Raw genomic sequence first — 25,405 nt, forward strand, 5'->3', positions numbered from 1 at the left:
TAGCGCGCTGCGCCGACCGGTCGATCGCACCGGCGCGCCTCACTTCCAAAGCGAATTCCCATGACGTTCTCCCGCCCCAGCGGTCGCGCCGCCGACCAGCTTCGTCCCGTGTCCATCCAGCGCGGCTTCACCCGCCACGCGGAGGGCTCGGTACTGGTGTCCTTCGGCGACACCCGCGTGCTGTGCACCGCCAGCGTGGAGAACCGCGTGCCGGGCTTCCTGCGCGGCAAGGGCGAGGGCTGGGTGACGGCCGAGTACGGCATGCTGCCGCGCTCCACCCACACCCGTTCCGATCGCGAGGCCGCGCGCGGCAAGCAGGGGGGCCGCACCCTGGAGATCCAGCGCCTGATCGGCCGCTCCCTGCGCGCCTGCGTGGATCGCGGGGCCTTGGGCGAACGCACCATCACCCTGGACTGCGACGTGCTGCAGGCCGATGGCGGCACCCGCACCGCCGCGATCACCGGCGCCTACGTGGCCTTGGTCGACGCGATCAACGGCTTGAAGGCGCGCCGCGAGATCAAGCGCGACCCGATCTTTGGCGCGATCGCCGCGGTGTCGGTGGGCATCTACAAGGGCGTGCCGGTGCTGGATTTGGACTATGCCGAAGACAGCGACTGCGACACCGACATGAACGTGGTCATGAACGACGGCGGTGGCTTCATCGAGGTCCAGGGCACGGCCGAAGGCCATGCGTTCCGTCGCGAGGAAATGGACGCGCTGATGGGCCTGGCCCAGGCCGGCATCGAACAGCTTGTCCAGGCCCAGCGCGACGCGCTGGCCAGCTGACGGCGCACATCCGATGAAGCGCACGCTGGCCTTGGTCACGGTGGTGGTCGACGACTACGACCGCGCCATCGCCCACTACACCGGCGATCTCGGATTCGTCCTGCTGGAAGACACGCCCTTGGGCGGCGGCAAGCGCTGGGTGCGCGTGGCCCCGCACGCCGACGATGCCACCGCACTGCTGCTGGCCCGCGCGAGCAACGACGAACAACGCGCGCGCATCGGCGACCAGACCGGCGGGCGCGTGGGCTTTTTCCTGCACACCGACGACTTCGCCCGCGATCATGCGGCGATGACCGCGCGCGGCGTGCAGTTCCTCGAAGCGCCGCGGCATGAGCCTTACGCGACCGTCGCCGTCTTCCGCGACGCCTATGGCAACCAATGGGATTTGCTGGAGCCCAAGTGATGAACCGTCTCGTCCTGGCCAGCGGCAACGCCGGTAAGCTGGCCGAATTCAAGGCCATGCTGGCGCATCTGCCCTACGACATCGTCCCGCAGAAGGAACTGGGCGTCCAAGACGTCCCGGAAACCGGCCTGACCTTCGTCGAGAACGCGCTGATCAAGGCGCGCCACGCCAGCGCCGTCACCGGCCTGCCCGCGCTGGCCGATGATTCGGGCCTGATCGTCGATGCCCTCGGCGGCGCGCCTGGCCTGTACAGCGCACGCTATGCCGGCCAGCCGACCAGCGATGCGGCCAACAACGCCAAGCTGCTCGAAGCGATGCGCGAGATTCCGGACGACCAGCGTCGGGCGCGCTTCTATGCGGTGATCGTGCTGCTGCGACACCCGGAAGACCCGCAGCCACTGATCGCCGAAGGCGCGTGGGAAGGCCGCATCATCCGTGAGCTGCGCGGCAACGGCGGCTTCGGCTACAACCCGCTGTTCCTGGACCCGAACCACGGGCTGACCGCGGCGGAGATGGAGACTGCACTGAAGAACCGGCTCAGCCATCGCGCCCGTGCGCTTGCGGCGTTGAACCAGCAGTTGCTGTCCCTCATGCAGTAGAGGGCCACGCGCGCGATCGGCTTTCCGTAGCGCCGAGCTTGCTCGTCGGGGCGTTCCCGGCAAAGCCCTGCCACGCAAGCTCGGTGCTACTCGCCAACCTTGCAACAACGCGCCGCCGAGCAAGCTCGGCGCTACACCATGCACCTGCGAGCGTTCCTCGAATTTCTTTCATGCTGATCCCACCGCCCCTGTCGCTGTACGTCCACCTGCCCTGGTGCGTGCGCAAGTGCCCGTACTGCGATTTCAACTCGCACGAAGGCAAGGGCGCGCTGCCGTTCGGCGGCTATGTCGATGCGCTGATCCGCGACCTGGACCAGGACCTGCCGCTGGTATGGGGCCGTACGATCCACAGCGTGTTCTTCGGTGGTGGCACGCCCAGCCTGTTCCCGGCCGAACAGATCGACCGCTTCCTGCAGGCCGCCAGCGCGCGGCTGCGCTTCGCGCCCGAGTGCGAGGTGACCCTGGAGACCAACCCGGGCACCGCCGAACATGGCCGCTTCGATGCCTACCGTGCCGCGGGCGTGAACCGGCTGAGCTTCGGCATCCAGAGTTTCGACGACGGCTGCCTCAAGCGCCTGGGCCGCATCCACGACAGCACCCAGGCCGACGCGGCGGTGAAGCTGGCCCAGGACGCTGGCTTCGACAACCTCAACCTGGACCTGATGTACGCCTTGCCCGGCCAGTCGCTGGAGATGGCGCTGGCTGACCTGGAGCGCGCCTTCGCGCTGAACCCGGCGCACGTCTCGCACTACCAGCTGACCCTGGAACCCAACACGGTCTTCTACGCCCGGCCGCCACAGGGCATTCCGGAAGAAGACGCCGCCTGGGACATGCAGGAGGCCTGCCAGACCGCGCTGGCCGCAGCCGGCTATGCCCAATACGAGATCAGCGCCTATGCCCGTCCGGACCGGCAGTGCGCGCACAACCTCAACTACTGGCGCTATGGCGACTACCTGGGCATCGGCGCCGGTGCGCACGGCAAGATCAGTTCCGGTGCGGGGCAGTCCATCCTGCGCCGCTGGAAGCCCAAGCACCCCACCGCCTACCTGGCCCAGGCCGGCACACCGGCCGGCATCGGTGGCGATGACCTCGTCGCCCCGGAACGGCGGCCGTTCGAATACATGCTCAACGTGCTGCGGCTGAAGGAAGGCTTCGCCCTGCGCGACTTCCAGGTGCGCACCGGACTGGAGGCCGGCCGCATCGCCGCGCCGCTGGCACAGGCCCAGTCGCAGGGCTGGCTGGTGCGCGAAGGTGACCGCCTGCGGCCCACCGAGCTGGGCCAACGCTTCGCCAATGACGTGATGTCATTGTTCCTGGACGAGTGAAAGCCCCACTACGCCGCATGCGACAGCGCATGTTGACAGGTGTGTTAAAACCCCCGGGCACAGCGCTTGTTCTCAATGGAACCCGATGGCTGCTCCAGGGGCTGCTTCACCCGAGATGTTGAGTGCCGACACGCTGGCCGCGTCGGCCCTTCCGCCGCGCGTGCGCCACATCCTGGAGGTCCTGCTGGCCCACCTGCAGCCGCACCTGGCCTCGCGCCTGGAGGCCACCGCCGATGCGCTGGAGCAGGAGTTGTTTACCCAGGCCGAGCGCGCGCGCAGCAACGAGCTGCAGGCCACCCAGTTGGCCAACCTGCAGCAGTTGCGCAAGCATCGCGCCCAGTTGCTGCCGCGCATGTCCGCGGCGCTGGAGTGCGAGCTGGCCCAGATCCGCACCCCGCGGGCCGTGCCGGAACAGGCGCCGGAAGACATTCCCTCGATGCTGACCCTGGTGGCCAATGACGACATCGACCAGGACATCGTCCTGCAGGAAGTCGCGCGTCGCCACGAGCATCGCCACCACGAAGCCCTGACGCTGCTGTCCCAGCGCTTTGGCGTGCTGGCCGGCAGCCCCGCGCTGGAGGAAACCCAGCAGCCGCTTTCGCCCCAGTCGCTGTGCCGGGCCCTGCGCACGGCGGTGATCGCGCTGGACGTGGACCTGCCCAGCCAGCTGCAGTTCTATCGCCTGTTCGAGCAGCACGGGATGGCCAGCTACGGTGCGTTGGTGGACGAACTGAGCGAGCTGCTCGGCCAGCAGGGCGTGCTGCCGGGCCTGGTCTTCGCGCCGCAACGTGCGCGGACCCCGTCCGGCCGCGTCCCGTTGACCCGCAAGACCCAGGCCCCCGACGTCCCGGCCCCGCCGCCGGCCAAGCCCCCGGTCAAGCCGCCCGCTCCACCCGCCACTGCTCCCAGTTGGACCCGTCCGCCAGCGGCAAAACGCCCGCCGGACGGCGCGTCCACGTTTGCCGCGTTGCAGCGCCTGCTTTCGGCCGGACATGCACGCGCAAGCGCCAATCCGAAGATCGCCGCGGACGCCGGCATGCCGGCCTGGCTTGCCTCGGCCAGGTCCACGTCGACCACCGCGCCGCAGGGCGCAGCGCCCAAGCCCTTGCCGGCCGCTGCCGCAAGTGCGGGTGCCGGCACGGCGGCCAGCCCGCTCCCGACCACGCAGCTGCTGAGCACCCTGCAAACCCTGCAGCTGCAGGTGGCCCAGGGCCAGGTGCCACAGGCGCCGACCTCGCTGGGCGAGATTCGCGAGCGCACCCTGGCCGGCCTGCGTCGCGCCCACGGCCCGGACGCGCAGCTCGCGCGCCAGGACGAGGACACCTTCGAGCTGCTGGACCTGCTCTACCACGAGATCGGGCGCGAGGTGCGCAAGGGGCCTGCCTCGGACCTGCTGGGCGAACTGCAGGTCCCGGTGGTCCAGGCCGCGCTGAGCGACCGCGAGTTCTTCCTGCGACCGCAGCATCCTGCGCGCGAACTGCTCAACGCCGTGGCCGAGTCGGGCGCCAACTGGATGGGCGAGGAGGACGTCGATCCGGTCCTGATGCAGAAGCTCAAGGCCGCGGTCACCAAGGTGCTCTCCGAGTACAAGGGCGACGAGGCGGTCTTCGAGCAGGCCCACCGCGAAGTCCAGGATCACTTTCAGGTCGCCGCGCGCAAGGCCGAGATCGCCGAACGCCGCCACGTGGAAGCCGCCCGTGGCCGTGACCGCCTGGACATGGCCAAGCGCGGCGCCGCGCAGACGATCGAAACGGCCCTGGATGGACGCCTGCCCATCCCCTTCGTGCAGGCGCTGCTCACCCAGGCCTGGGCCGACGTGCTGACCCTGACCCGCCTGCGCAACGGCGAGGATTCCAGCGAGTGGGCCGAGGTGGCCGCCATGACCGGGGAGATCGCACGGGCGGTCACCGGCGAGGCGCCGACGCCCGATCCCGCCCTGGCCCCCAGGATCGAGAAGGCGTTGGTGCAGGTGGGCTATCACGGCGACGAGGCCGCGGTCATCGCCCAGCGCCTTTCGGGCGAGGACGCCGCGCCACACGGCGGCACCGACCTGGCCGCGCGCGTGCAGACGCGCGCGCGCATCGCCGCGCAGGAATCGCCGGCCAAACCCGCGCTGGCCCCGCGCAGCGCCAACGAAGACGCCAGTTACGACATCCTGCGCAAGCTGCCGTATGGCACCTGGTTCGAGTTCGTCCATAACCAGCAGGGCGACGTCCGTCGGCTGCGCCTGTCCTGGTACAACCCCAATAGCGGCCATGCCCTGTTCGTCAATCAGCGTGGGCAGAAGGTCGGCGACCACACCCTGGACGGCGTGGCGCGCCTGATGGCCCGCGGCCAGGCCCGCGTGCTGAGCGAAGAGCGCGCGCGCCTGATCGACCGTGCGTGGCAGGCCACGGTCGGCAAGCTGCGCGAGCTGGCCGGAGCCGACGCATGAGCATCACCGAAGCCCGCCGCGCGCCACGCCGCAATCCGCATGGCGCCATCGCCGTCAGCGACACCATGACCGGGCGCATCATCGGCCGGGTCGGCAACGTCTCCGAGGCCGGCATGCTGCTGGTCGCCAACACGCCGGTGCGGGAAGACGCGCTGTATCAGCTCCAGTTCACCCTGCCGGCCAGCGCGACCACGCGCGAGACCAGTATCGAGGTCGGCGCGCACCTGCTGTGGACCGGCGCGGCCAACACGCCGGGCCACGCACTGGCCGGCCTGCGCTTCCTCACCGTCTCCCCCGCGCACCTGGAGGCGCTGCGCGACTGGGTGGGCGGTTAGGCGGCATTGCAGCCGATCCGGCAAAATGGGGGGCTCTTTCGCAACACGAGCCTTCGCCATGATGCTGCCCGATCCCGCTCCGCTCTACGCCGACCACCTGGCCACGCTGAAGGCGCGCGCGGATGAAGCGCTGGCGCGCGGCGGCCTGGACCACCTGGTCATCCCCAGCGGCCGTCTGCACTATCAGCACGCCGATGACCTGGGCTACCCGTTCTATGTCAATCCGCAGTTCAAGGCCTGGCTGCCGCTCACGCGCGTGCCGGACAGCTGGGTGGTGTACACGCCAGGCCGCCGCCCGACCCTGATCTTTCTGCAGCCGCGCGACTACTGGCATGTCATCCCCGACGCGCCCAGCGGCTGGTGGGTGGAACACTTCGACATCCAAGTGATCCGCACCCCCGATGAAGCCGTCGCCCTGCTGCCCAAGCCGGCCGCGCGCTGCGCGATCCTGGGCGAGGCGCACAGCACCCTGGGCGAGTACGCCCCCAACAATCCGCAGGACGTGGTCGACTACCTGGCCTATCACCGCGCCTTCAAGACCCCCTACGAAATCGCCCTGATGCGCCAGGCCCAGGTCATGGCCGTGCGCGGGCATCGTGCCGCCGAGGCCGCTTTCCGCAACGGCGCCAGCGAGTTCGACATCCACATGGCCTATTGCACGGCCGTCGGCCAGGACGCGGCCGAGCTGCCTTACGGCAACATCATCGGCCTCAACGAGCACGCCGCCGTCCTGCACTACACCGAGCTGGGCCGGCAGGCGCCGGCGCAGTCGCGCAGCTTCCTGATCGATGCCGGCGCCAGCGCGGCCGGCTACGCCAGCGACATCACGCGCACCTATGCGGCCGACGCCGGCAGCGAATTCCAGGCGATGATCGACGCCGTCGACGCCGCGCAGATCCAGATGGGCCAGGCCGTGGGCCCGGGCGTGGACTACAAACAGTTGCACGTCGATGCGCACCTGCGCCTGATGGGCATCCTCAAGGACTTCGGGGTCATCACCGTTTCGCCGGAGGCTGCGGTGGCCAGTGGCGTGTCGGCAGCGTTCTTCCCGCATGGCCTGGGCCATTCGATCGGCCTGCAGGTGCACGACGTGGCCGGCTTCGCCGCCTCCGACCGCGGCGGTCGCATCGAACGTCCCGAGGGTCACCCCTACCTGCGCATGACCCGCGTGCTGGCACCGGGCATGGTGGTGACCATCGAACCGGGGCTGTACTTCATCGACATGCTGCTCGAAGACGCCAAGGCCGCCGGCCATGGCGCGGCGATTGACTGGGACCGCGTGGCCCACTTCAAGCCCTTCGGCGGCATCCGCATCGAGGATGAAGTGCTATGCACCGAGACCGGCGCGGACAACCTCACACGCCCGGCGTTCGCGGACGCGTCATCGCATTCGCGCTGATGCCCCAAGGTCGGCTTCGCAGACCTCGGGCCCCGTCTCATCAGCTTCCACACCCCCGCCGCTTCGCGGCCGCCCCCTGACTCAGGGGGCTTTCCTCCAGAAGGTGTTGGCGTGGGCGGGAGCCGCCATGGCGGCGAGGGGCTTTACCGGAACAGCCTCATTGCCGCCATGGCGGCTCCCGCCAAGCAACATCAGCCGCCGCTGGCCATCACCGCCTCGATCTCCTCGGCGCTGCGCGCCAACTCGGCGGTCAGCATCGTATGGCCGTCTGCGGTGATCACCACGTTGTCCTCGGTGCGGATGCCGATGCCGCGCCATTTGGAATCGACGCTGGTGTCGTCGGCCGAAATGTACAGGCCCGGCTCGATGGTGAAGACCATCCCCGGCTCCAGCAGGCGTGAGTCGCCGGCCAGGCGATAGTCGCCCACGTCGTGCACGTCCAGGCCCAGCCAGTGGCCGGTCTTGTGGCGGTAGAAGCGCTTGTAGCTACCATCGGCAATCCGTTTTTCCAACGTCCCCTTGAGCAGGCCGAGCTGCAGCAGGCCTTCGGTCAGCGTTTCCACCGCCGCATCGTGCCCGGCCTCGTAGGGCACACCGGGGCGCGCCTGCTCCAGCGCCGCCGCCTGGGCGGCGCCGACCAGGTCGTGCAGCTGGCGCTGTGGCGTGGTGAAACGGCCATCGACCGGGAAGGTCCGGGTGATGTCGGCCGCGTAGTTACGGTATTCGGCGCCAGCGTCGATCAGTACCAGGTCGCCGGCCTTGGCCTGCGCACTGTTGGCCACGTAATGCAGCGTCACCGCATTGGCGCCGGCGCCGACGATGCTGCCGTAGGCCGGCCACGCGTCACTGGCGCGGAACACGCATTCCAGCACCGCCTGCAGCTGGTATTCGTGCACCCCGGCATGGGCGCCGCGCATGGCCGCCAGATGCGCGGCCACGCTGATGTCGGCCGCGCGCTGCATCAGGCGCAGTTCTTCCTTGGACTTGAACAGGCGTTGCTCGTGCAGCAGGTGGCCCAGCTCCAGGAACTCGTGCGGTGGCTGCGCGCCGCGACGGACCTGGGCGCGAACCTGGTTGACCCAGCCGATCAGCTTGAGGTCGAACTCGGTGTGGCGGCCAAAGTGGTAGTACACCCGCGAGCGGCCTTCCAGCATCCCCGGCAGGATCTCGTCCATGTCCTCGATGGGATAGGCGTCGTCCATGCCGAAATCGTCGACCGCGCCCTGCTGACCGATGCGCTGGCCGTCGTAGATCTCACGCGCCGGGTCGCGGTCGCGGTTGAACAGGATCACCTCGCCATGGCGCCGGCCGGGAATCAGGACCAGCACCGCGTCCGGCTCGGGGAATCCGCTCAGATACCAGAAGTCCGAATCCTGCCGATACGGATAGTAGCTGTCGTTGCTGCGTACCCGCTCGGGCGCGGCGGGCAGCACCACGATGGCGTCCTCGCCGACCATGCGCATGAGCTGCTTGCGCCTGCGCGCGAATTCGGCGGCGCTGATCCCGGTGGCGGCCTTCATCAATTCAAACGCTGGCGGTGGCGCGGCGCCAACACGCAGTCGCCGTGCAGCAGCAGGACGGCCACGCGCACGAATTCCTCGATCTCGGCCAGGGCGTCTTCGTCTTCCTCGCTTTCGCCCAGCTCCGGGCTGGCCTGGGCCAGCTTGCCCAGATCCGCCAGGGCCTCGGCCCCGTCATCGGACAGTGAGGCATCGCTGGCCGCCGCCAGGCCAAAACCGCCCAGGAAGGCACGGCACCAGTCGAACAGCGCCTGGGCGCGTTCTTCCAGGCCGGCGCTGGCATCGGGCAACAGCAGTTCGAAGCCGAAGGCGCGGTCCTCCAACTGGGCGACGGTGGAGGTGCGCAATTCATCCAGCGCGCTGTCCGCCGCCGGTGCAGGCAGGGCCGGATCGGCCAGGACGCGCGCCGGCCAGTCCACGGCATTGTCGCCGCCGCCGGACAGCCAGCCGCACAGGCCGCCGTGGAGTTCAAAGGGGGAGGCGCCAAGGCCCAGGCCGCGCGCGGCCTGGTCGACGTCCTCGAGAGTCGGCAGGCTCATCGGGCGATGCCCTGCCGGCGATCAAAGGAATCAGACGGTTGCATGCCTAAAAGTGTAGTCGCAAAGGCCGAAATCCGCTTGTTGCGTGACGCATCGCACGCCTACACTCGATCGCATCCTTTGCGCTGGCGGATGTCACGGAGCCGTTTCGAGCTGATGCCATCATTGCCCTTCCCCTTGCTGATGGCCGCGACACCGGCTCCCGATGCGGCGCGCCTTGCCTGGATGGGAGTGGCCGCTCTGGCGCTGATCCTGGTGGTCCTGGCCGGTACGCGCCGATTGTGGCTACCCGCCCTGCAGCGGCGGCTGCCGCAACCGCCTGTCGTGCCATCCGGAGACGACCATCTCAAACTGGCGTTGTGGGCCTCCGGCGAGGTGTTCTGGGACTACGACCTGATCGGTCGCCGCCTGCACCGCCTGCGGGCGGACGAGCACTCGCCATCCAGCCACGCCATCACCATGCTCACCCGGGTCGGCGACATCCCCCAGATCCATCCGCATGACCTGCCGCTGGTGACCCAGCGCCTGCGCAGCCACCTACGCGGCGAAGCGCCGCTGTTCATGTCCGAGCACCGGATGGACATGCGCGGCGACGGCCAGTGGACCTGGGTGCGCGCGCGCGGCCGGGTGGTCGAACACGATGCACAGGGACGCGCCCTGCGCCTGGCCGGCACCGCACGTGACATCACCGCCAGCCGCAACGCCGAATACGAGCATCGCGTGGCCAGCGAGGTCATGCGCAGCATGAGCGAAGCGGTCGCGGTCCTGGATGCCGAATACCGCTTCATCACGGTCAACCCGTCCTTCAGCCGCATGACCGGCTACGACGGGGCCGAAGTGGCCGGCCAGCCCCTCAGCCTGCTCGACAGCCGTCAGAACACCAGCGACAGCACCGCGCGCATGAGCACCCAGCTCCAGCGCGAAGGCCGCTGGTCCGGCGAGGCCTGGAAGGTGCGCAAGGACGGCGAGGAAATCCTGTGCCGGATCGAGACCAACGTGGTGCCCGACGCCAGCGGTCAGCGCCTGATGGTGGTCCTGGTCCTCAACGACATCACCGAGCAGAAGCGCGCCGAACAGGAACTGCGCTACCTGGCCAACTACGACACCCTGACCAGCCTGCCGAACCGCTCGCTGCTGTCCGAGCGCCTGTCGCGCGCGGTGGTGCGCGCCCGCCGTGAACGCACCCGGGTCGCGGTGCTGTTCATCGACCTGGACCGGTTCAAGGACATCAACGATTCGCTGGGCCACGCCACGGGCGACCGCATCCTGCGTGCGGCCGCCGCGCGGGTGCAGCAGACCGTCGGGCACCAGCACACCGTCGCGCGCCTGGCCGGCGACGAGTTCACCGTGGTCCTGGAAGGCATCACCGCGCCGGCCGACGCAGAGCGCGTGGCCGAACGGGTGATCCAGGCCTTCACCCAACCCTTGTCCTTCGGCGACCGGCTTGAAATCGCGGTCTCGCCCTCGATCGGCATCAGTCTCTACCCCGAACACGCCCAGGTCCCGACCGAACTGCTCAAGCACGCCGACACGGCCATGTACCAGGCCAAGTCCGCCGGCCGCCACACCTGGGCGGTGTACTCGGAGGAGATGGACGAGAAGACCCGGCACCGGGCGATCCTCACCAGCGCGCTGCGGCGTGCGCTGGAGCGCGACGAGCTGCGCGTGGTCTACCAGCCCCGGCTGTCGCTGCATCGCCAGCAGATCACCGGGACCGAAGCCCTGCTGCGCTGGGAGAGCCGCGAGCTGGGCGAGATCTCCCCGGCCCAGTTCATTCCGCTCGCCGAGGAAAGCGGACTGATTGTCGACATCGGCATTTGGACCCTGCGCCAGGCCTGCCAGACCCTGCGCAGCTGGCATGACGCGGGCATGGACCACCTCAGCGTGGCAGTCAACGTGTCGTCCTTGCAGCTGCAGCGCGGCGACCTGGCCGACGTGGTCGCCCGCGTGCTGGCCGAGACCGGGGTCAACGCCTCGCGCCTGGAACTGGAACTGACCGAGAGCGTACTGATGGCCAGTCCCGAACAGAACAGCCGCGTCCTGCAGGCCTGCCGCGCCCTGGGCGTGTCGATCGCGATCGACGATTTCGGCACCGGCTATTCCTCGCTGGCCTACCTCAAACGCCTGCCGCTGAACACGCTGAAGATCGACCAGGAATTCGTGCGCGACATCAACCACGACATCGAGGACGAGGCCATCACCAGCGCGATCATCGCCATGGCCCAGTCGTTGTCCCTGCACGTGGTCGCCGAAGGCGTGGAGACCGCCGCGCAGTTGGCCTTCCTGCAGTTGCGTGGCTGCGACGAGATCCAGGGACACCATGTCTCGCGCGCGCTGGAACCGGCCGACTGCCTGGCGTTCATCCGCATGCACGATGGCGCCGGCAACATCCTGGCCAGCGCCTGATCCGCGTTGCCCGATGCCGCGACATCGGCTGCTTGACCGTCCGCCACGGGCGTGCCTATCGTGATCGACATGGACCAGCCCGACTCGATCGAACAGCTACGCGCTCTGGCTGCACGCCTGCAGGAGCTGGCCGATCGCTGCCAGCGCCTGTCCGACGAGAACCGCAGCCTGCGCGTGCAGCAGGAGCAGCTGTCCAGCGAGCGGGCGCAGCTGCTGGCCAAGAACGAGCTGGCGCGCTCGCGGGTCGAAGCCATGATCACCCGCCTGCGCTCGCTGGAGCAGCACACGTGAGCAGCAGCGAAGTCGTCAATGTCCACATCCTGGACCGCGAATACACCATCGGCGTGGAGCCTGGCGAACGCGGCAGCCTGATGGCCGCCGCCAAGTTGCTGGACACCCGCATGCGCGAGGTCCGCGGCGCGCACAAGATGGCCGCTGCCGACCGTGTGGCGGTCCTGGCCGCGCTCAACCTGGCGCACGAGCTTCAGCAACTGCGCGACCAGCAGGCCGCGCGCGAAAGCGAGTTCACCCGCACGCTGGGCGACCTGCATCGTCGCCTGGATGGCTGGCTCGAGCCGCGTTGAACCTTGACACGATCCTCGTGTTGAACACTGCGCCCTGAACCGCGCCGACAAACGGACTAGGCAAAGCGCCGCGCGTGGCTATACTGATCGCGCATCCTCTGCTGTGTCCGACAGCGTGCAAAACATTCGCCTTGTCCCTTAAAAACGACACCGGGACGGAAACGGAAGCCGGGAGCGCAAGTCCGCCTTCGTAGCGGGAAGCCCGATGGCCCCAAAGCCGGCCCACTTGAACCCCGGGTTCAAGGTCGTTTCGCCGCATCGCCATTGGCGGAGGATGTCTTCAATCTTCTAGAATGCCGCGCCCCACCAGGACGCGGCATTCTTTTTTCATGAGCGATAGCGACGCCCTGCCCGAACTGCGCCGTGAACTGCGTCAACGCCGCCGCGCACTGCCGGCCGCCCAACGCATCGCCGGTGCCGAAGCACTCGCCACGCGTCTGCTGGCCCTGCCCTTTTTGCCCACGCGCGGCTATGTGGCCGGCTACTGGGCCACCGACGGCGAAATCGGCCTGCACGTCTTCCAACTGCGCCTGCCACCCGGCCTGGTCTACTGCCTGCCGGTGCTGCATGGCGAGGAACTGCGTTTTGCTCCCTGGCGCGCGGGCGACCCGCTGGTGACCAACCGCTTCGGCATTCCCGAACCGGACGTGTCGCCGAGTTCGGCGCTCGAACCGACCGAGATGGCGATGGTGGTGATGCCGCTGGTCGGCTTCGATGACGCCGGCCAGCGGCTGGGCATGGGAGGCGGCTGGTACGATCGCAGCTTCGCGTTCCGGCGCATGAGCGCTGCGCCCCCCTGGCTGGTCGGCGCTGCATTCCAGGCCCAGCGCTGCGAGGCCCTGGTGGCCCGGGACTGGGATGTCGTGCCGGACGCGATCTGCACCGAAGCCCACACCCTGACCCCTGGAAGCCGATGAGCACCCGAACCCGCTACTGGTTGATGAAGTCCGAACCCGAGGACTTCTCCATCGACGACCTGCAGCGCGTGGGCACCGAGCCGTGGACCGGTGTGCGCAATTACCAGGCGCGCAATTTCATGAAGGATGGCATGCGCGTGGGCGACGGGGTGCTGTTCTATCACTCCAACACCGAGGTGCCAGGCATCTACGGCATTGCGCGCGTGGCCAGCACCGCCTATCCCGATCCCACCCAGTTCCAGAAGAAATCCAAGTACTTCGACGAGAAGGCCACGGTCGAGCAGCCGCGCTGGTTCCTGGTGGACGTGGCGTTCGAGCGCAAGCTGGCCCACGGCATCGCGCTGGACACCATCCGCCAGCATGCCGAGGCGCTGGGCGAGGACTTCGCCCTGATCCGCAAGGGCACGCGCCTGTCGGTGCTGCCGGTCACCGCCGCGCAGTGGAAGCTGCTGCTCTCGCTCGAAGCCGCCTGATCAGGCGCGCCCACTCCATCCACTTCCCCTTTTCGTGATCGCCTGACCATGTCCGAAGCCAAGCGCCTGGCCGCCGAAAAAGCCATCGAATACGTCGAGGAGGGCATGATCGTCGGCGTCGGCACCGGCTCGACCGTCGCCTATTTCATCGACGCCCTGGGCCGCGACCCGACACGCATCAAGGGCGCGGTCTCCAGCTCCGAGCAGAGCACCGCGCGGCTGCAGTCCCATGGCATCGAAGTGCTGGATCTCAACCACACCGGCACGCTCTCGTTGTATGTCGACGGGGCCGACGAGTGCGACCCGCGCAAGTGCCTGATCAAGGGCGGTGGCGCCGCGTTGACCCGCGAAAAGATCATCGCCCAGGCCAGCCAGCAGTTCGTCTGCATCGTGGACGCCTCCAAGCAGGTACCGGTCCTGGGCAAGTTCCCGTTGCCGGTGGAAGTCATCCCCATGGCGCGCAGCCTGGTGGCCCGCGAGATCCTGGCCCTGACCGGCGGCCAGCCGGTATGGCGCGATGGCGTGGTCACCGACAACGGCAACGTGGTGCTGGACGTGCACAACCTATCCATCACCGATCCGGTCGCGGTGGAGACCGCGCTGAATCAGATCCCCGGCGTGGTCGCCGTGGGCCTGTTCGCCCGCCGGCCGGCCGATGTGGTCATCGTCGGCGGACAACCACCGCAGGTGCTCTGAGCACGCCAGGCCTGGCCGCCGCTGCGGCGGACCACATCGTCACTGGCATCGACTCAGGCTGCCCCGTGGACTGGCGATGAGGTCCGTCGTGGCTTGCCCGACGGCCCAACCGACCGGGCAATGAGCACGCATCGGCGCCGCGTCAGGGACGCTTGCGTCGTCCGCTGCGCTGGCCAGCTCGCCGCTGCCCGAGCACGCGCACCAGGTCGCGCACCAGCGCCTTCTGTTCGTCATCCAGCAGGGCAAGCCCCTCGACCAGGGCCCGCTCCTCGGTGCTCTGCATTGGCCACGCCGCGCGGCTCTCACCCACGCGCAGCTTGCCGAACGCCAATTCGGCGGCCTCGATTCCCAAGGCGGCCGCCAGGCCCTCGATCTGCTCGAGCCGCGGCATGTGCTTGCCATGACGCCAGTTGGAGACGGTCTGGGTCGTCACCGCGATTCCATGGCGACCAAACAACTTCAGCAACTCTCCGTCACTGAGCTCGGAACGGCCGGACGCCTGCAGTGCTTTGTTGAAACGGCTGGCGAAGTCCTCGCGTCTGCGTGCGATGTCCATCCGTGGACGGTAGCGGGCCTCCATCGACGAACTTGCGTAATTAACTTTCAAATAAAGTAAAGTTTACTTTGACGGGGCGTGGCTTCTGCTTAAGCAGACAGGAAGGCAAGTCCCGCAATGCCGCAAGCCTCATCAACGACAGGACGTCGCATGCACGCCAACCCACTCCATCTTGCGATCGAAGCTTCCTACCGATGGATCGACTACCGGCAGGCTTACGCAGCGGTGCTGGAAGGACATGCCAACCCGCAGTCCTGCCTGCTTGAGCTGTTTGTCTTCCGCGTCTGGCTTTCTCAATTCGCCTTGCACCATCTCCAGGGCGGTCGGGCCGATGAGGAAGACGCGGGCCACAGCAAAAGCACGCCGCCTCCTCCGCTGTGGCTGTTGTCGAAACAGGCCCAGGAGGCCGGCATCATCGGTGATGGTCAGGCAGACTTGCTCGCCACACTGCTCCAGCGACGTTTCCCACATTACGATCGAGCCGCGTTGGCAAGCCGAAGCGTCGAGGATCCTCTGGGCCTGCTGGCAGCGACCTCGGTACTGATCAGCCAGTCGTCCCGGCGTCCGACGGAGGCAGCCACGTCTTGCTTGTTGCGGCGCACGCTGGGTCAGTACAGCGGTATCAAGCATGCCTATCAACTCGGCTGAGCACAGCCCCCATGACCACGGGCACCACCGCATCGCTTGACCTGTCCAGCGCCTTGCACCATGGTTTCGCGCTGACGATCAATCGACCAAGTCCCATGCTCGCGCGCGTCTGCCTCCTCTCGGTCCTGCTGCTCTCCGGCGTCGCCGGATGCGCGCCCACACGCTGGGTGGAGATCGCGGGCCACCGCTACAGCATCGAGGTCGCCGATGACGAGGCCGAGCGTGCGCGCGGTCTGATGTTTCGCGACGAGATGGCCGAAGACCACGGGATGCTGTTCATCCACGAATACGAGGAGCCGATCTCGTACTGGATGAAGAACACCCACATCCCGCTGGACATCCTGTACTTCGACCATGCCCTCAAACTGGTCGGCCAGCAGCGCAACGTGCCCCCGTGCTCGGCGGGCAACGCCTGCCCGGCCTACCCCAGCCACGCCGCCGCGCTATACGTGCTGGAGCTCAATGCCGGCCAGGCCGATCGCCTCGGGCTCAAGCTCGGCGAGGTGCTCAAGGTCGATCCGGACGTGGCTCTCAAGGCCCAGCCCGAGTGACCGCGCTCGGGACTTGATCCCCCGCACGAATGGCTGCAGTCTTGGGCCATGGGGGATCGACTGACACTTCCTGATTGGGGTTCGTTGGCCAGTCATGCCGATGACACCCTGCCACTGCTGGGCACCGCGCTGCTGATCGCGCGCGACGAATACCCGCACCTGGACGCCGACCTCTACGACACCCTGCTGCAGAGCCACGCCGAACACCTGCGCCAGGAGATCGAGCAGATCGCGTCCTGGCCGCTGAAGATGGCGGCGATCAACCGCCACCTGTTCGAGGAACTCGGCTACGCCGGGGACCACGACGAGTACTACGATCCGCGCAACAGCTACCTCAACGAGGTCTTCGAACGCCGGCTCGGCAACCCGATCTCGCTGGCGATGGTGCAGATCGAGGTCGCCCGGCGGCTGGGCGTGCCGCTGGACGGCGTGTCCTTCCCCGGGCATTTCCTGGTCCGCCTGCCGGTGGACGATGGACTCCTGGTGATGGATCCGTTCAACGGCGGTCGGCCGCTGGGGGCCGATGAACTGCGCGAGCGCGCCAAACCGCATCTGGGCGGCGACGTACCCGACGACAACGTCCTGCTGCAGATCCTCGACCCGGCGCCGCACCGGGCGATCCTGGTGCGCGTGCTACGCAATCTGCACGGCGTGTATGCCGAACGCGCCGAATGGGACCGCGCGGCGCGCTGCGCGGACCGGGTGCTCAAGCTGGTGCCCGACCAGCCCGAAGCGCTGCGCGACCGCGGCATGGCTTATCTCAACCTGGACTACCGCAAGGGGGCGCAGGCCGACCTGACCCGCTACCTGAATCTGGTCCCCAAGGCGCCCGACGCCCAGGCCCTGCGCGATCAGCTCATCGACCTGCACGCGGGCCGTTCCCGCACCCACTGACGCCGCCAACACCGCTCAGGGCGCCGCGCGCAGGTCCGAGGCCACCATCTCCAGGGTGCGACCCAACGCGCCGCGGCCGCGTTCGACCAGCAGCCGCCCGGCCTGGACCATCTGCTCGCGGCGTTCCGGCTCGGCTAGCAGGGCCAGGATCAGGTCACCGACTTCACGCGCGTTGCGCCCCACTTCCAGCGCGCCGGCCTCGGACAGGCGGCGTGAGATCTCCACGAAGTTGTGCAGATGCGGGCCGGTGACCATCGCGGTGCCGACCGCGGCTGGCTCCAGCAGGTTGTGCCCGCCGATGGCCTGCAGGCTGCCGCCGACGAAGGCGACCTGCGCGCAGGCATAGAAGCCCATGAGCTCACCCAGCGAATCGAGCACGAACACCGCATCGCCAGCCGCCGGCCAGCGCCCCACGCTGCGGCGGCCGACCTGCCAGCCGGCGTCCTGGGCCAGTTCCACCGCACGGCCGAAACGCTCGGGATGACGCGGAGCCCACAGCAGCAGCAGGTCGGGGAAGCGCGCCAGCAGCTGGCGATGGATGGCGATCACCGCGGCTTCCTCGTCCGGGTGCGTGCTAGCGGCGATCCACACCGGGCGCCCGCCCACGTGCTCGCGGAAGCTGCCCACCAGCGACTCCAGGCCGGCGGGAATGGCGATGTCGAACTTGAGGTTGCCGGTCTCCACGATCGCCTCGGGCGCCGCGCCCAGGTGGACGAACCGCTTGCCATCGGCCACCGACTGCGCGCCGATGCGGTGCACGCTGGCCACCACGCGCCGGATCAGCGGGGCCAGCACGCGATAGCCGCGCAGCGAGCGCGCCGACAGTCGCGCGTTGAGGATGTAGGTGCGGATCCCCCTGCCCTTGCAGCCCAGCAGCAGGTTGGGCCACAGCTCGGTTTCCATCACCAGGGCCACGCCGGGCTCGAAGTGCCGCAGGAAGCGCCCCACTGCGCCGGGCAGATCGTAAGGCGCGTAGACGTGGAGCACCTCGTCACCCCACAACGCGCGCACCCGGTCCGATCCGGTCGGGGTGATGGTGGTGACCAGCAGCCGCAGATGCGGATAGTGACGCCGCAACGCATCGACCACCGGCGCGGCGGCATTGACCTCGCCGACCGACACCGCATGCACCCACACATCCACCGGATGCGGCGGCCCGCTCCAGGCGGCATAACGCTCCCCCCAGCGCTGGAAATAGCCGGGGACGCGGAAGCCGCGCCAGATCAGGTGGTAGACCGTGGCCGGCGTCAGCACGTAGAGCACGGCCGAATACAGGGCACGCAACCATGTTTCGGTCAGGTCACGACGCATCGGGGGGCAAGGATACGTAAAAGGCGCCCGGCTACAATGACCGCATGACACAGCGCCCCGCCGACGCGCCTGCGCGCCAGGCCACTCCATTCGATCCCGGACCGCCACCCCTGCAGCCCTCGACCTGGCCGACCTGGCTCGGCGTAGGCGTTTCGGCGCTGGTCGCGCGCCTGCCCTGGGGCCTGCAGCGCGCGCTCGGCCGTCCGTTGGGCGCGCTGCTGAAGCTCGCCCTGGCCTCTCGCCGCAAGGTGGCCGCGCGCAACCTGGAGCTGTGCTTTCCGGACGCGGACGCCGCGACCCGCGCGCGTCTGCTGGACGAGGTCTTCACCGCGCTGGGCGTGGGAATGTTCGAATTCGCCCGCGCCTGGTGGGGGGATGTGGCGCCGATGCGCAAGAACCTGCGCGTGGAAGGCCTGGAGCACCTCGAGGCCGCGCAGGCGGGCGGGCGCGGGGTGATCGTGATCTCCGGGCACTTCACCACGCTCGAATTGTCCGCGCGGCTGATGTGCGACTACGCGCCGCTGGCCGGCATGTACCGGCCACATGCCACCGGCGCGATGGAATGGGCGGTCAAGCGCGGCCGCCTGCGCTATGCCACGGCGATGTTCGGCCGCGAAGAGCTGCGCCCGGCGCTCAAGCACCTCAAGCAGGGCGGCCTGCTGTGGTTTGCGCCGGACCAGGACACCCGGCGCGGGGACAGCGTGTTCGTGCCGTTCTTCGGTCGCCCTGCCTACAGCCTGACCTCCACCCACCAGTTGGCGCGGCTGTCCGGCGCGGCGGTGATTGCCTTCGCCCACGAGCGTCGCCCGGATGGCGGCTATACGCTACGGCTGTCGCCGCCGTTCGCGGATTTCCCGTCCAAGGACGCCACTGCCGATACCGCCCGGGTGATGGCCGCGATCGAGGAGATGATCCGCGCGGTGCCAGCGCAATACCTGTGGATCCATCGGCGCTTCAAGCGCCAGCCGGACGGGCGCGGCGCGCTGTATCAGTGAGGCAGGAGTGCGCAGAAGCGGGCTTTCCCCACTTCTCATTCCTCTCCACTCACTTCTCGTTTCTTGCGCTCACTCCTCGCCCAAAGGCACGACCAGGCGCGTGCGGCCCGGGCCGATGCGGCGCGCGAGCGGAGCCGTGGCCCGCTGGCCCACCTGGCGCCAGGTCAGCACGAATGGTTCGCCGTGGTTGTCCAGGTCCAGCACCGCGCGCTGCGCCTCGCGGCGCCAGGCCAGATCGATCGTGCCGCTGCTGGCGCCCACCCGCACGCCTTCGACGCGCAGCCAGTCCCAGCCCGCCGGTGGCTGCGGCGCGAAGGCCAGCCGACGATGCGCGCCGTCCGCCTCCAGGCCCAGCAATCCGCCGAGGGCGGCCGACAAGAAGGTGGCCGACGACCACGTCTGCTCTGGCACCGACTCGCGTTGCGGCACGAACGCCGCGCCCGACTGCACCTCGTGCATATGCCCGGGCGCGTCCTGCGCGGCCCAGGGCACCAGCCGCAGCCATAGGTCGGCGGCCTGGGCGCCACGGCCCGCGCGCCATAGCGGCTCGGCTGCCGCCGCGCTGCCCAGGCCCCACACGCTGCCGCCCGCATAGCTTTGCGGATCGTAGTCGGGCGCACTCGCCGGCTTGCTGCGTAGCCCCCAGTCGGTCAGCACATCGGGGGAAGCCAGCCGCGCGAACAGGTCCGCGGCCTCCTGCGGCGTGGCCGCGCCGCTGCCGATGGCGGCCAGGTCCGCCCCGCTGAAGGATTCTCCGCGGCGGCCATCGCGGTGGAAGCCGCTGATCCATGACGTCGCCGCCGGGTCGCGATAGCGCGCACGGATCGCCAGGCGGGCGCGCTCGGCATCGGCGCGCGCCTGTGTCGCCAGCGCCGCGTCGCCCTGCGTATCGGCCATCGCCGCCATCGCCTGTGCCGCGTCCACCCAGGCTGCCGACAGGGTCAGCTCGTCGGTCAGCGCGTCCTGTTCGTTGCCGCTCATCTTGCCCGCGGGGACGCGTGGCAACCCGTCGCCGGCATCGATCAGCGAGCGGCAGTAGCGCCACGCCGCCAGCAACTGCGGCCAATGCGCGCGCAGGAAGCCGACATCCCCGCTGGCACGCGCGTACTCGGCGGTCACCGCCAGGAAGTCGAACGCGATGTCCACGTGCGCGTACATGTGCGGGTAGTCGCGCACCCACTCCAGGAAGCCCGCGCTCTGCGACAGCTCGTGCCAGAGCATGCCGGTGTCCGGATCCTGGTAGCGCAGCTCGAACGCCAGCTGCGCCGCGGCGCGCTCGTACTGCCCGCTGGCGACCAGCGCGCGCGTGCTCACCAGCCCGTCGCCGCCGAAGTACCAGGCGTACTGCGGCCGTCGCGCGCCGTGCGAGGGCCCGTAGCCAGCGACCATGCCGCAGCCCAACCGCGCGTTGCACGACCAGGCCTGTTCCAGCGCCACCTGCGCCCAGCGCAGCGCCCGGTTGGCCTGCGCGTCCGGGGTGACGATGCGCAGGCGCGTGGCCCGGGCCAGGCGCACCGCGTCCGCCGGCGCAGGCCCCTCTGGCGCCTGCAGCAGTGCAGTCACGGTGTCGTGCACGTCCTCGCCAGGCTCGCTCTGGGAAGCGAACGCCAGCTCCGCGCAGCGCGCGCCGCCGCAGACGGTCGGCACCAGGTCCAGGAACAGCGGCTGGCCGAACGTGCTGCCGCGGCGGTCGTTGTTGGGCACGCTGTGCGCGCCGGCTTGCGGCGAGGCGATCAACGCGCGGAACCGGCCGCTGGGTTCCTGCAGCAGCAGCCCGCGCGTGGCCGCATCCCAGGCGAACTCCTGCCCGCCGATACCGGACGGCCACATCAGGTTGAGCGAAGGCACCAGATGCACACGAATGCGCAGCTCGGGCGGCGCCCGTTCCACCCGCAGCCGCACGCGCACACCGGGCAGCGTATCGCGCGCCTCGATCCGCTCGGACACACGCAGCCCCGGCGCGACGTACGACCGCGTCAGACCGAACGGATCGACCGTGGCCGTGGCCGGCGCCTCCGCGGCGGCCAATGGCGTGCCATCGCCGCGCAGGAATTCCAGCCGATAGCCCGATGCGATCTGCACCGGGAAGCTCCACAGCTCCAGTCCATCGCTGCCGTAGCCGCCGGCAAAGCCGCGCAATCCGTGCGCGGCCAGATATCGCTCCTGCACCGGCGCCGCGACCGTCCAGGACGGCACCTCCGCTTCTTCGGACGGCTCGGCGACACCGGCCCGCGTGGCCTCACTCCCACCGGCCGGCACACAGGCCAGCGCGGCCATGCTCCACACGAGCGCGGACACTCTGCGCAACGGCATGCCCAATCCCCTGGCGCCACACTGGCTCGATTGTGGCCCGCCCACCACACGACAAGCCCGCCGCGCCGCATCATCGAACCGGCGTGCGTGCAGAGAAGTGATGCGTGAGCAGAAGCGGCTTTCGCTCGCTCCTCACTCCCTTCACTCACGCATCGCTAATAGGGAGAAGCCTCACCCGCCGGCCGCGTCTTGAAGCGCCGGTGCCACCACAGGTACTGCTCGGGATGGGCGCGCACCACCGCTTCCAGCTCGCGCATGTAGCGCGCGGCGAACGCAGCCGGATCGGAACCGTGGGCTTCGTCCCACGGCGGGTCGATGCGCACGCGATAGCGTCCGTCGGGCAGGCGCTGGCACCAGTACGGCAGGATTTCCACGCCGGCGCGGCGGGCCAGGTCGGGCGTGGTGGTCAGGGTCGCCGCTGGCACGCCGAAGAACGGGACGAAGGCGCTGTTGTAGGTGAAGTTCTGGTCGGCCAGATAGGCCACCAGGCCGCCCCGGGAAAGTGTGCGCAGCAGGCCGCGCACGTCCTTCTTGCCGATCACACTGGCGAAGGCGTGCTGGCGTCCATCCTGCATCAGCCGCTCGCCGCAGGAACCGTCGACGCGTCGGACCATGCACGAGAGCGGCTCACCCAGCGCCTCGCCGAGCAGGCGCCCGCCCAGGTCCAGATGCGGAAAGTGCGCGGTCAGCAGCAGGACACCGCGTCCGCCCCGACGCGCAGCCTGCAGATGTTCAAGCCCCTCGACCTCGGCCAGGCCGCGCAACGCGCCCCCCGGTGCGTACCAGGCCCGCGCCATTTCCAGTAGCCCGGTGACGCTGGCCCGGGTGTTCGCGCGCACCAGCGCCTCGCGCGCCGCCTCGTCCAGCGTGGGGAAGCACAAGGCCAGGTTGGTCCGCGCGATGCGCCGGCGACCGGCCAGCAGCGGTGTCAGTACGCCGGCCAGCACGCGTCCCCAACGCAGCAGACGTCGCTGCGGCCACCCCGCCACCCGCCGGCACACCCAGCGGGCAGGCGCGACTAACCAGCAGCGCGGCTCAGTCCGGGGCGACATCGTGGCGGGCCAGCAGGCTGCCCGTATACAGCGCGGCCAGCATCAGGGCCAGCCCGCCCCAGAATGTTGAATAGAACGCCAGGTGGGTGTTGAACGGGAAGACGGTCACCGCCAGGGCCAGCATCGCCGGCCGGGCCCGGTCCCGCGCCTCCATGGGCGAATAGCGCCATGCCCGCCAGGCCATCGCCGCGCCAGCCAGCCACATCAGCAGGCCCAGGGCGCCGGTCTCGCTCAGGATCTCCAGCACGATCTGGTGCGCATGCAGGGCCGGGCCCGCGCCCCAGGCCGGAGCCACGCCCGGCGTGGGATCGCAGGCGGGGAAGACCTCGCGGAAGTCGCGCACGCCAACCCCGTTGAAGGGATGGGCGCGGATCATGCAACCAGCGGCTTCCCAGATTCGCGCGCGGCCAGACAGCGCCGTATCCACTCCGGTCTCGTCGGCGCTCATCGCCGTGGTGGTCAGTTGGACCCGTTCGCGCACCTGCGGGGAGACCACCGCCAGCCCGGCCAGGGCCAACAAGCCCACCAGTCCCACGCCCAGCAGGCGCTTCCAGCCCAGCAGGCGCCAGCCGGAGAACAGCAGCACCAGTGCATAGGTGATCCATGCAGCCCGCGCGCCGGCCAGCAGGATGACCACGCCCACGGCCGCCGCCGCGACCAACCACCCCAGGATGCCGAACCTGCGCCCGGCCGCGAACAGCGCAAACGGCGACAGACTGGCCAGGACCAGGCCCAGCTTGAGGTTGCACGGTCCCAGCACGCCGCTGAGGCGATCCACCGCCGCGGTTTCGGCCGCGGTGCACATGCCGTGTCCGCTGATCACGTGCTTGAGCTGGTCGATGCCGAAAAACAGCGGACTGGTGCCGGAGATGGCCTGGGCCAGCGCGTCCACCGTCCAGATCGCCAGGATGATCGCCAGTCCCCCGAAGGTGATCCTGCGGCCCCGGTCGTTGGCCACCGCCGAGGCGACCAGCCACAGGAAGGGCAGGTAGCGGATATCGGTGGCCACCTTGCTCCAGGCGTGCGCCGGGTCCACCGCGTCGAAGGCCGAGACCAGCTGGGGGACCCAGTAGGCGAAGAACATCACGCTGGTCAGTGCCCAGGCTTCGTTGCTCAGCAGCCGGGTGCCATTGCGGAACCGCTGCAGCACCAGTTGCACCAGCGCGGCCAGTGCTCCCAGGGCGAGTACGCCCTCGGCATAGCCCGGCGCCGGCCACAACGCCACGAACACCAGGATCCAGGCCGGCGCCCAGCGCCAACCATCGGCACGCGGGGCGGTGCGAAGCTCGGTGGCGGCGGCGGTCATGGGGTTGCGAGTTCCTGGTAGAGCGAGAGCGTGGCGTCCTGCATCGCGGACAGCGTGTAGGGCATGGTAGCTGGCGGGGTGGGCGGATCGTCCAGCAGCCCGAGCGCGGTGGCCGCAAGCGCCTGCAGGTCGAACGGCGGCACGGCGCCTCGCGGCAGCAGTTCGGCCAGCAGCTCGCCGACCCCGCCGTGGGCCCAGCCCAGCACCGGACGGCCGACCGACAGCGCCTCCACCACGGTCCGACCGAACGCCTCCGGCTTGCGCGAGAGCTGCAGCACCAGGTCGCTGGCGGCGTAGGCACGGGCGATGGCGCTGGTGGGCGCAGTGAAGGCCACCGCGCCGGCAACGCCCAGTTGCGCGGCCTGGGCTTCCAGCTCTGAGATGTAGGCCTCCCGACCGGGCTCGCGCGCACCGGGCAGCCACAGGCGCGCATCGCGGCCGGCGGCGCGCACCGCCGCCAGCAAGGCCAATGCATCGCCATGGCCCTTGAGCCGGGTGCCGCGGCCAGGCAAGAGCAGCAGCGGCCCTTCGCCGCCCAATGCGGGGATCTGTTCAGCGAGCTCGGCACGCATCGCGCCATCTGGCCAGCGGACGCGTGGAAATTGCGTGGGGTCGATACCGCGCGGGATGACGCGCAGGCGCGCCGGATCTGTGCGCGGATAGTGCGCCAGGACGTAGCGGCGCACGGTGTCCGACACACAGACCACGCGCTCGCCGCTGGCCATGATGGCGCTGTAGCGCCCCGGCGAATTGAGCCCGTGCACCGTGGTGACCCAATGTGGGCGCGTACCGGCCGGCAGCTGCTTCAACGCGACCCAGCCCAGCCAGGCCGGCAAGCGCGAGCGGGCGTGCACGATGTCGGGCCGCTCGGCGGCCAGCAAGGCGCGTACCCCGCGAATATGACGCAGCGTCGCCAGGGACTTGCGCCCGATGTCCAGACAGATGTGCTGCGCGCCACTGGCTTGCAGTGCCGGCACCAGACGCCCTCCCGCGGAGACAACGATGGCGCGATGACCGGCAGCGACGAGCGCAGCGGCGATTTCCAGGGTGGAACGCTCAACGCCGCCGGACTGCAGCGCCGGCAGCAGTTGCAGAACCGTCAGCCGGTGTGCCGGCCCGGCGCTGTCAGTCGACAAGAACGAAGTGCGAACCGCAGTAGGGGCACTGGGTCTCGCCGTTGGGCTCGTCCTCGATGGGCAAGTAGACCCGCGGATGCGAGTTCCACAGCACCATCGACGGCAGTGGACAGCTCAGGGGCAGGTCGGCGCGGGACACGGTGTAGCGCTTTTCGGCGTTGGCCGGCGCGGTGGCGGTTTGGCTCATGGCGGACTCTTGGAATCGCGGACCTGGAAGAACGGGATTC

At 69.3% G+C, this 25,405-nt stretch carries 26 protein-coding genes and 1 other RNA gene; 18 read left to right on the forward strand and 9 right to left on the reverse strand.

Features of this window, described 5'->3' with window-relative positions:
• Window positions 1-60 precede the first annotated feature (60 nt).
• The 7 genes from rph (at window position 61) to pepQ (ending at window position 7,281) form a co-directional block, all read left to right on the forward strand.
• The gene (gene rph / locus PJ250_RS01685; protein WP_271646831.1) at window positions 61-786 is read left to right on the forward strand and encodes a ribonuclease PH; all 726 of its coding nucleotides are present in this window, start codon (window positions 61-63) and stop codon (window positions 784-786) included.
• 13 nt (window positions 787-799) lie between these two features.
• Entirely contained in the window at window positions 800-1,189 is a 390-nt protein-coding gene (locus PJ250_RS01690; RefSeq protein ID WP_271646832.1) for a VOC family protein, read from the forward strand.
• Window positions 1,189-1,788, forward strand: coding sequence for an RdgB/HAM1 family non-canonical purine NTP pyrophosphatase (gene rdgB, locus PJ250_RS01695; protein ID WP_271646833.1), 600 nt, complete (start codon window positions 1,189-1,191; stop codon window positions 1,786-1,788). The genes PJ250_RS01690 and rdgB overlap by 1 nt, the downstream gene beginning before the upstream one ends.
• 170 nt (window positions 1,789-1,958) lie before the next feature.
• On the forward strand, window positions 1,959-3,113 hold the full coding sequence (gene hemW, locus PJ250_RS01700; protein WP_271646834.1) for a radical SAM family heme chaperone HemW: 1,155 nt from the start codon (window positions 1,959-1,961) through the stop codon (window positions 3,111-3,113).
• 85 nt (window positions 3,114-3,198) lie between these two features.
• On the forward strand, window positions 3,199-5,547 hold the full coding sequence (locus tag PJ250_RS01705) for a DUF1631 domain-containing protein (protein ID WP_271646835.1): 2,349 nt from the start codon (window positions 3,199-3,201) through the stop codon (window positions 5,545-5,547).
• Window positions 5,544-5,882 (forward strand): PilZ domain-containing protein, encoded by a 339-nt coding sequence (locus tag PJ250_RS01710; RefSeq protein WP_271646836.1) that lies wholly within the window; start codon window positions 5,544-5,546, stop codon window positions 5,880-5,882. The genes PJ250_RS01705 and PJ250_RS01710 overlap by 4 nt, the downstream gene beginning before the upstream one ends.
• A 58-nt stretch (window positions 5,883-5,940) precedes the next feature.
• The gene (gene pepQ, locus PJ250_RS01715) at window positions 5,941-7,281 is read left to right on the forward strand and encodes a Xaa-Pro dipeptidase (protein WP_271646837.1); all 1,341 of its coding nucleotides are present in this window, start codon (window positions 5,941-5,943) and stop codon (window positions 7,279-7,281) included.
• 191 nt (window positions 7,282-7,472) lie between these two features.
• On the opposite strand, the gene PJ250_RS01720 is transcribed toward pepQ, so the two are convergent.
• Together PJ250_RS01720 and PJ250_RS01725 are read right to left on the reverse strand one after the other, a co-directional pair.
• Complete coding sequence (locus PJ250_RS01720) at window positions 7,473-8,801, reverse strand: aminopeptidase P N-terminal domain-containing protein (protein WP_271646838.1); 1,329 nt, start codon at window positions 8,799-8,801, stop codon at window positions 7,473-7,475.
• Window positions 8,801-9,340: a UPF0149 family protein gene (locus PJ250_RS01725; RefSeq protein ID WP_271646839.1), complete on the reverse strand. Its 540-nt coding sequence runs from the start codon at window positions 9,338-9,340 to the stop codon at window positions 8,801-8,803. Before PJ250_RS01725 ends, PJ250_RS01720 begins: the two co-directional genes overlap by 1 nt.
• A gap of 156 nt (window positions 9,341-9,496) precedes the next feature.
• On the opposite strand from PJ250_RS01725, the gene PJ250_RS01730 reads away from it, so the two are divergent.
• The 7 genes from PJ250_RS01730 to rpiA all read left to right on the forward strand — a co-directional run bounded on the left by PJ250_RS01730 (window position 9,497) and on the right by rpiA (window position 14,416).
• On the forward strand, window positions 9,497-11,746 hold the full coding sequence (locus PJ250_RS01730) for a putative bifunctional diguanylate cyclase/phosphodiesterase (protein ID WP_271646840.1): 2,250 nt from the start codon (window positions 9,497-9,499) through the stop codon (window positions 11,744-11,746).
• A gap of 69 nt (window positions 11,747-11,815) precedes the next feature.
• A complete protein-coding gene (locus tag PJ250_RS01735) occupies window positions 11,816-12,037 on the forward strand; it encodes a TIGR02449 family protein (protein ID WP_271646841.1) in 222 nt (73 codons plus the stop codon).
• The gene (locus PJ250_RS01740) at window positions 12,034-12,330 is read left to right on the forward strand and encodes a cell division protein ZapA (RefSeq protein ID WP_271646842.1); all 297 of its coding nucleotides are present in this window, start codon (window positions 12,034-12,036) and stop codon (window positions 12,328-12,330) included. The genes PJ250_RS01735 and PJ250_RS01740 overlap by 4 nt, the downstream gene beginning before the upstream one ends.
• Window positions 12,331-12,422: 92 nt before the next feature.
• A non-coding RNA gene (gene ssrS / locus PJ250_RS01745) (6S RNA) lies at window positions 12,423-12,608 on the forward strand.
• Between the two features lie 51 nt (window positions 12,609-12,659).
• Window positions 12,660-13,247 (forward strand): 5-formyltetrahydrofolate cyclo-ligase, encoded by a 588-nt coding sequence (locus PJ250_RS01750; RefSeq protein WP_271646843.1) that lies wholly within the window; start codon window positions 12,660-12,662, stop codon window positions 13,245-13,247.
• Complete coding sequence (locus tag PJ250_RS01755) at window positions 13,244-13,720, forward strand: EVE domain-containing protein (protein ID WP_271646844.1); 477 nt, start codon at window positions 13,244-13,246, stop codon at window positions 13,718-13,720. The genes PJ250_RS01750 and PJ250_RS01755 overlap by 4 nt, the downstream gene beginning before the upstream one ends.
• Before the next feature lie 48 nt (window positions 13,721-13,768).
• On the forward strand, window positions 13,769-14,416 hold the full coding sequence (rpiA, locus tag PJ250_RS01760; protein WP_271646845.1) for a ribose-5-phosphate isomerase RpiA: 648 nt from the start codon (window positions 13,769-13,771) through the stop codon (window positions 14,414-14,416).
• 142 nt (window positions 14,417-14,558) lie between these two features.
• Here the strand turns inward: rpiA and PJ250_RS01765 are convergent, their stop codons facing one another.
• Window positions 14,559-14,996 carry a hypothetical protein gene (locus PJ250_RS01765; protein ID WP_271646846.1) on the reverse strand — a complete coding sequence of 146 codons (438 nt, stop codon included), beginning with the start codon at window positions 14,994-14,996 and terminating at the stop codon, window positions 14,559-14,561.
• A gap of 126 nt (window positions 14,997-15,122) precedes the next feature.
• On the opposite strand from PJ250_RS01765, the gene PJ250_RS01770 reads away from it, so the two are divergent.
• The 3 genes from PJ250_RS01770 (at window position 15,123) to PJ250_RS01780 (ending at window position 17,065) form a co-directional block, all read left to right on the forward strand.
• Window positions 15,123-15,620 (forward strand): hypothetical protein, encoded by a 498-nt coding sequence (locus tag PJ250_RS01770; protein ID WP_271646847.1) that lies wholly within the window; start codon window positions 15,123-15,125, stop codon window positions 15,618-15,620.
• Between the two features lie 95 nt (window positions 15,621-15,715).
• On the forward strand, window positions 15,716-16,171 hold the full coding sequence (locus PJ250_RS01775; protein WP_271648484.1) for a DUF192 domain-containing protein: 456 nt from the start codon (window positions 15,716-15,718) through the stop codon (window positions 16,169-16,171).
• A 48-nt stretch (window positions 16,172-16,219) separates the two neighbouring features.
• Window positions 16,220-17,065, forward strand: a complete 846-nt coding sequence (locus PJ250_RS01780) for a SirB1 family protein (RefSeq protein ID WP_271646848.1) — start codon at window positions 16,220-16,222, stop codon at window positions 17,063-17,065.
• A 15-nt stretch (window positions 17,066-17,080) separates the two neighbouring features.
• On the opposite strand, the gene waaA is transcribed toward PJ250_RS01780, so the two are convergent.
• The gene (gene waaA / locus PJ250_RS01785) at window positions 17,081-18,376 is read right to left on the reverse strand and encodes a lipid IV(A) 3-deoxy-D-manno-octulosonic acid transferase (protein WP_271646849.1); all 1,296 of its coding nucleotides are present in this window, start codon (window positions 18,374-18,376) and stop codon (window positions 17,081-17,083) included.
• A 44-nt stretch (window positions 18,377-18,420) separates the two neighbouring features.
• Here waaA and lpxL point away from each other — a divergent pair, with 44 nt between their 5' ends.
• The gene (lpxL, locus tag PJ250_RS01790; RefSeq protein WP_271646850.1) at window positions 18,421-19,371 is read left to right on the forward strand and encodes an LpxL/LpxP family Kdo(2)-lipid IV(A) lauroyl/palmitoleoyl acyltransferase; all 951 of its coding nucleotides are present in this window, start codon (window positions 18,421-18,423) and stop codon (window positions 19,369-19,371) included.
• Between the two features lie 69 nt (window positions 19,372-19,440).
• Here the strand turns inward: lpxL and PJ250_RS01795 are convergent, their stop codons facing one another.
• The 5 genes from PJ250_RS01795 to PJ250_RS01815 form a co-directional block, all read right to left on the reverse strand.
• On the reverse strand, window positions 19,441-21,684 hold the full coding sequence (locus PJ250_RS01795; RefSeq protein WP_271646851.1) for an amylo-alpha-1,6-glucosidase: 2,244 nt from the start codon (window positions 21,682-21,684) through the stop codon (window positions 19,441-19,443).
• Between the two features lie 155 nt (window positions 21,685-21,839).
• The gene (locus PJ250_RS01800; RefSeq protein WP_271646852.1) at window positions 21,840-22,736 is read right to left on the reverse strand and encodes a lysophospholipid acyltransferase family protein; all 897 of its coding nucleotides are present in this window, start codon (window positions 22,734-22,736) and stop codon (window positions 21,840-21,842) included.
• Window positions 22,720-24,042: an O-antigen ligase family protein gene (locus PJ250_RS01805; protein ID WP_271646853.1), complete on the reverse strand. Its 1,323-nt coding sequence runs from the start codon at window positions 24,040-24,042 to the stop codon at window positions 22,720-22,722. Before PJ250_RS01805 ends, PJ250_RS01800 begins: the two co-directional genes overlap by 17 nt.
• Window positions 24,039-25,178, reverse strand: coding sequence for a glycosyltransferase (locus tag PJ250_RS01810; RefSeq protein WP_271646854.1), 1,140 nt, complete (start codon window positions 25,176-25,178; stop codon window positions 24,039-24,041). The genes PJ250_RS01805 and PJ250_RS01810 overlap by 4 nt, the downstream gene beginning before the upstream one ends.
• The gene (locus PJ250_RS01815; protein ID WP_271646855.1) at window positions 25,168-25,365 is read right to left on the reverse strand and encodes a zinc-finger domain-containing protein; all 198 of its coding nucleotides are present in this window, start codon (window positions 25,363-25,365) and stop codon (window positions 25,168-25,170) included. Before PJ250_RS01815 ends, PJ250_RS01810 begins: the two co-directional genes overlap by 11 nt.
• Window positions 25,366-25,405 lie beyond the last annotated feature (40 nt).

The sequence above is a fragment of the Pseudoxanthomonas sp. JBR18 genome (genome assembly GCF_028198165.1).
Taxonomy (GTDB): domain Bacteria; phylum Pseudomonadota; class Gammaproteobacteria; order Xanthomonadales; family Xanthomonadaceae; genus Pseudoxanthomonas_A.

Excerpts from the sequence above, each read along its gene's own strand:
- rph (WP_271646831.1), top strand. The coding sequence starts at position 61 with ATGACGTTCTCCCGCCCCAGCGGTCGCGCCGCCGACCAGCTTCGTCCC.
- PJ250_RS01690 (WP_271646832.1), top strand. The coding sequence starts at position 800 with ATGAAGCGCACGCTGGCCTTGGTCACGGTGGTGGTCGACGACTACGAC.
- rdgB (WP_271646833.1), top strand. The coding sequence starts at position 1,189 with ATGAACCGTCTCGTCCTGGCCAGCGGCAACGCCGGTAAGCTGGCCGAA.
- hemW (WP_271646834.1), top strand. The coding sequence starts at position 1,959 with ATGCTGATCCCACCGCCCCTGTCGCTGTACGTCCACCTGCCCTGGTGC.
- PJ250_RS01705 (WP_271646835.1), top strand. The coding sequence starts at position 3,199 with ATGGCTGCTCCAGGGGCTGCTTCACCCGAGATGTTGAGTGCCGACACG.
- PJ250_RS01710 (WP_271646836.1), top strand. The coding sequence starts at position 5,544 with ATGAGCATCACCGAAGCCCGCCGCGCGCCACGCCGCAATCCGCATGGC.
- pepQ (WP_271646837.1), top strand. The coding sequence starts at position 5,941 with ATGATGCTGCCCGATCCCGCTCCGCTCTACGCCGACCACCTGGCCACG.
- PJ250_RS01720 (WP_271646838.1), bottom strand. The coding sequence starts at position 8,801 with ATGAAGGCCGCCACCGGGATCAGCGCCGCCGAATTCGCGCGCAGGCGC.
- PJ250_RS01725 (WP_271646839.1), bottom strand. The coding sequence starts at position 9,340 with ATGAGCCTGCCGACTCTCGAGGACGTCGACCAGGCCGCGCGCGGCCTG.
- PJ250_RS01730 (WP_271646840.1), top strand. The coding sequence starts at position 9,497 with ATGCCATCATTGCCCTTCCCCTTGCTGATGGCCGCGACACCGGCTCCC.
- PJ250_RS01735 (WP_271646841.1), top strand. The coding sequence starts at position 11,816 with ATGGACCAGCCCGACTCGATCGAACAGCTACGCGCTCTGGCTGCACGC.
- PJ250_RS01750 (WP_271646843.1), top strand. The coding sequence starts at position 12,660 with ATGAGCGATAGCGACGCCCTGCCCGAACTGCGCCGTGAACTGCGTCAA.
- PJ250_RS01755 (WP_271646844.1), top strand. The coding sequence starts at position 13,244 with ATGAGCACCCGAACCCGCTACTGGTTGATGAAGTCCGAACCCGAGGAC.
- rpiA (WP_271646845.1), top strand. The coding sequence starts at position 13,769 with ATGTCCGAAGCCAAGCGCCTGGCCGCCGAAAAAGCCATCGAATACGTC.
- PJ250_RS01765 (WP_271646846.1), bottom strand. The coding sequence starts at position 14,996 with ATGGAGGCCCGCTACCGTCCACGGATGGACATCGCACGCAGACGCGAG.
- PJ250_RS01770 (WP_271646847.1), top strand. The coding sequence starts at position 15,123 with ATGCACGCCAACCCACTCCATCTTGCGATCGAAGCTTCCTACCGATGG.
- PJ250_RS01775 (WP_271648484.1), top strand. The coding sequence starts at position 15,716 with ATGCTCGCGCGCGTCTGCCTCCTCTCGGTCCTGCTGCTCTCCGGCGTC.
- PJ250_RS01780 (WP_271646848.1), top strand. The coding sequence starts at position 16,220 with ATGGGGGATCGACTGACACTTCCTGATTGGGGTTCGTTGGCCAGTCAT.
- waaA (WP_271646849.1), bottom strand. The coding sequence starts at position 18,376 with ATGCGTCGTGACCTGACCGAAACATGGTTGCGTGCCCTGTATTCGGCC.
- lpxL (WP_271646850.1), top strand. The coding sequence starts at position 18,421 with ATGACACAGCGCCCCGCCGACGCGCCTGCGCGCCAGGCCACTCCATTC.
- PJ250_RS01795 (WP_271646851.1), bottom strand. The coding sequence starts at position 21,684 with ATGCCGTTGCGCAGAGTGTCCGCGCTCGTGTGGAGCATGGCCGCGCTG.
- PJ250_RS01800 (WP_271646852.1), bottom strand. The coding sequence starts at position 22,736 with ATGTCGCCCCGGACTGAGCCGCGCTGCTGGTTAGTCGCGCCTGCCCGC.
- PJ250_RS01805 (WP_271646853.1), bottom strand. The coding sequence starts at position 24,042 with ATGACCGCCGCCGCCACCGAGCTTCGCACCGCCCCGCGTGCCGATGGT.
- PJ250_RS01815 (WP_271646855.1), bottom strand. The coding sequence starts at position 25,365 with ATGAGCCAAACCGCCACCGCGCCGGCCAACGCCGAAAAGCGCTACACC.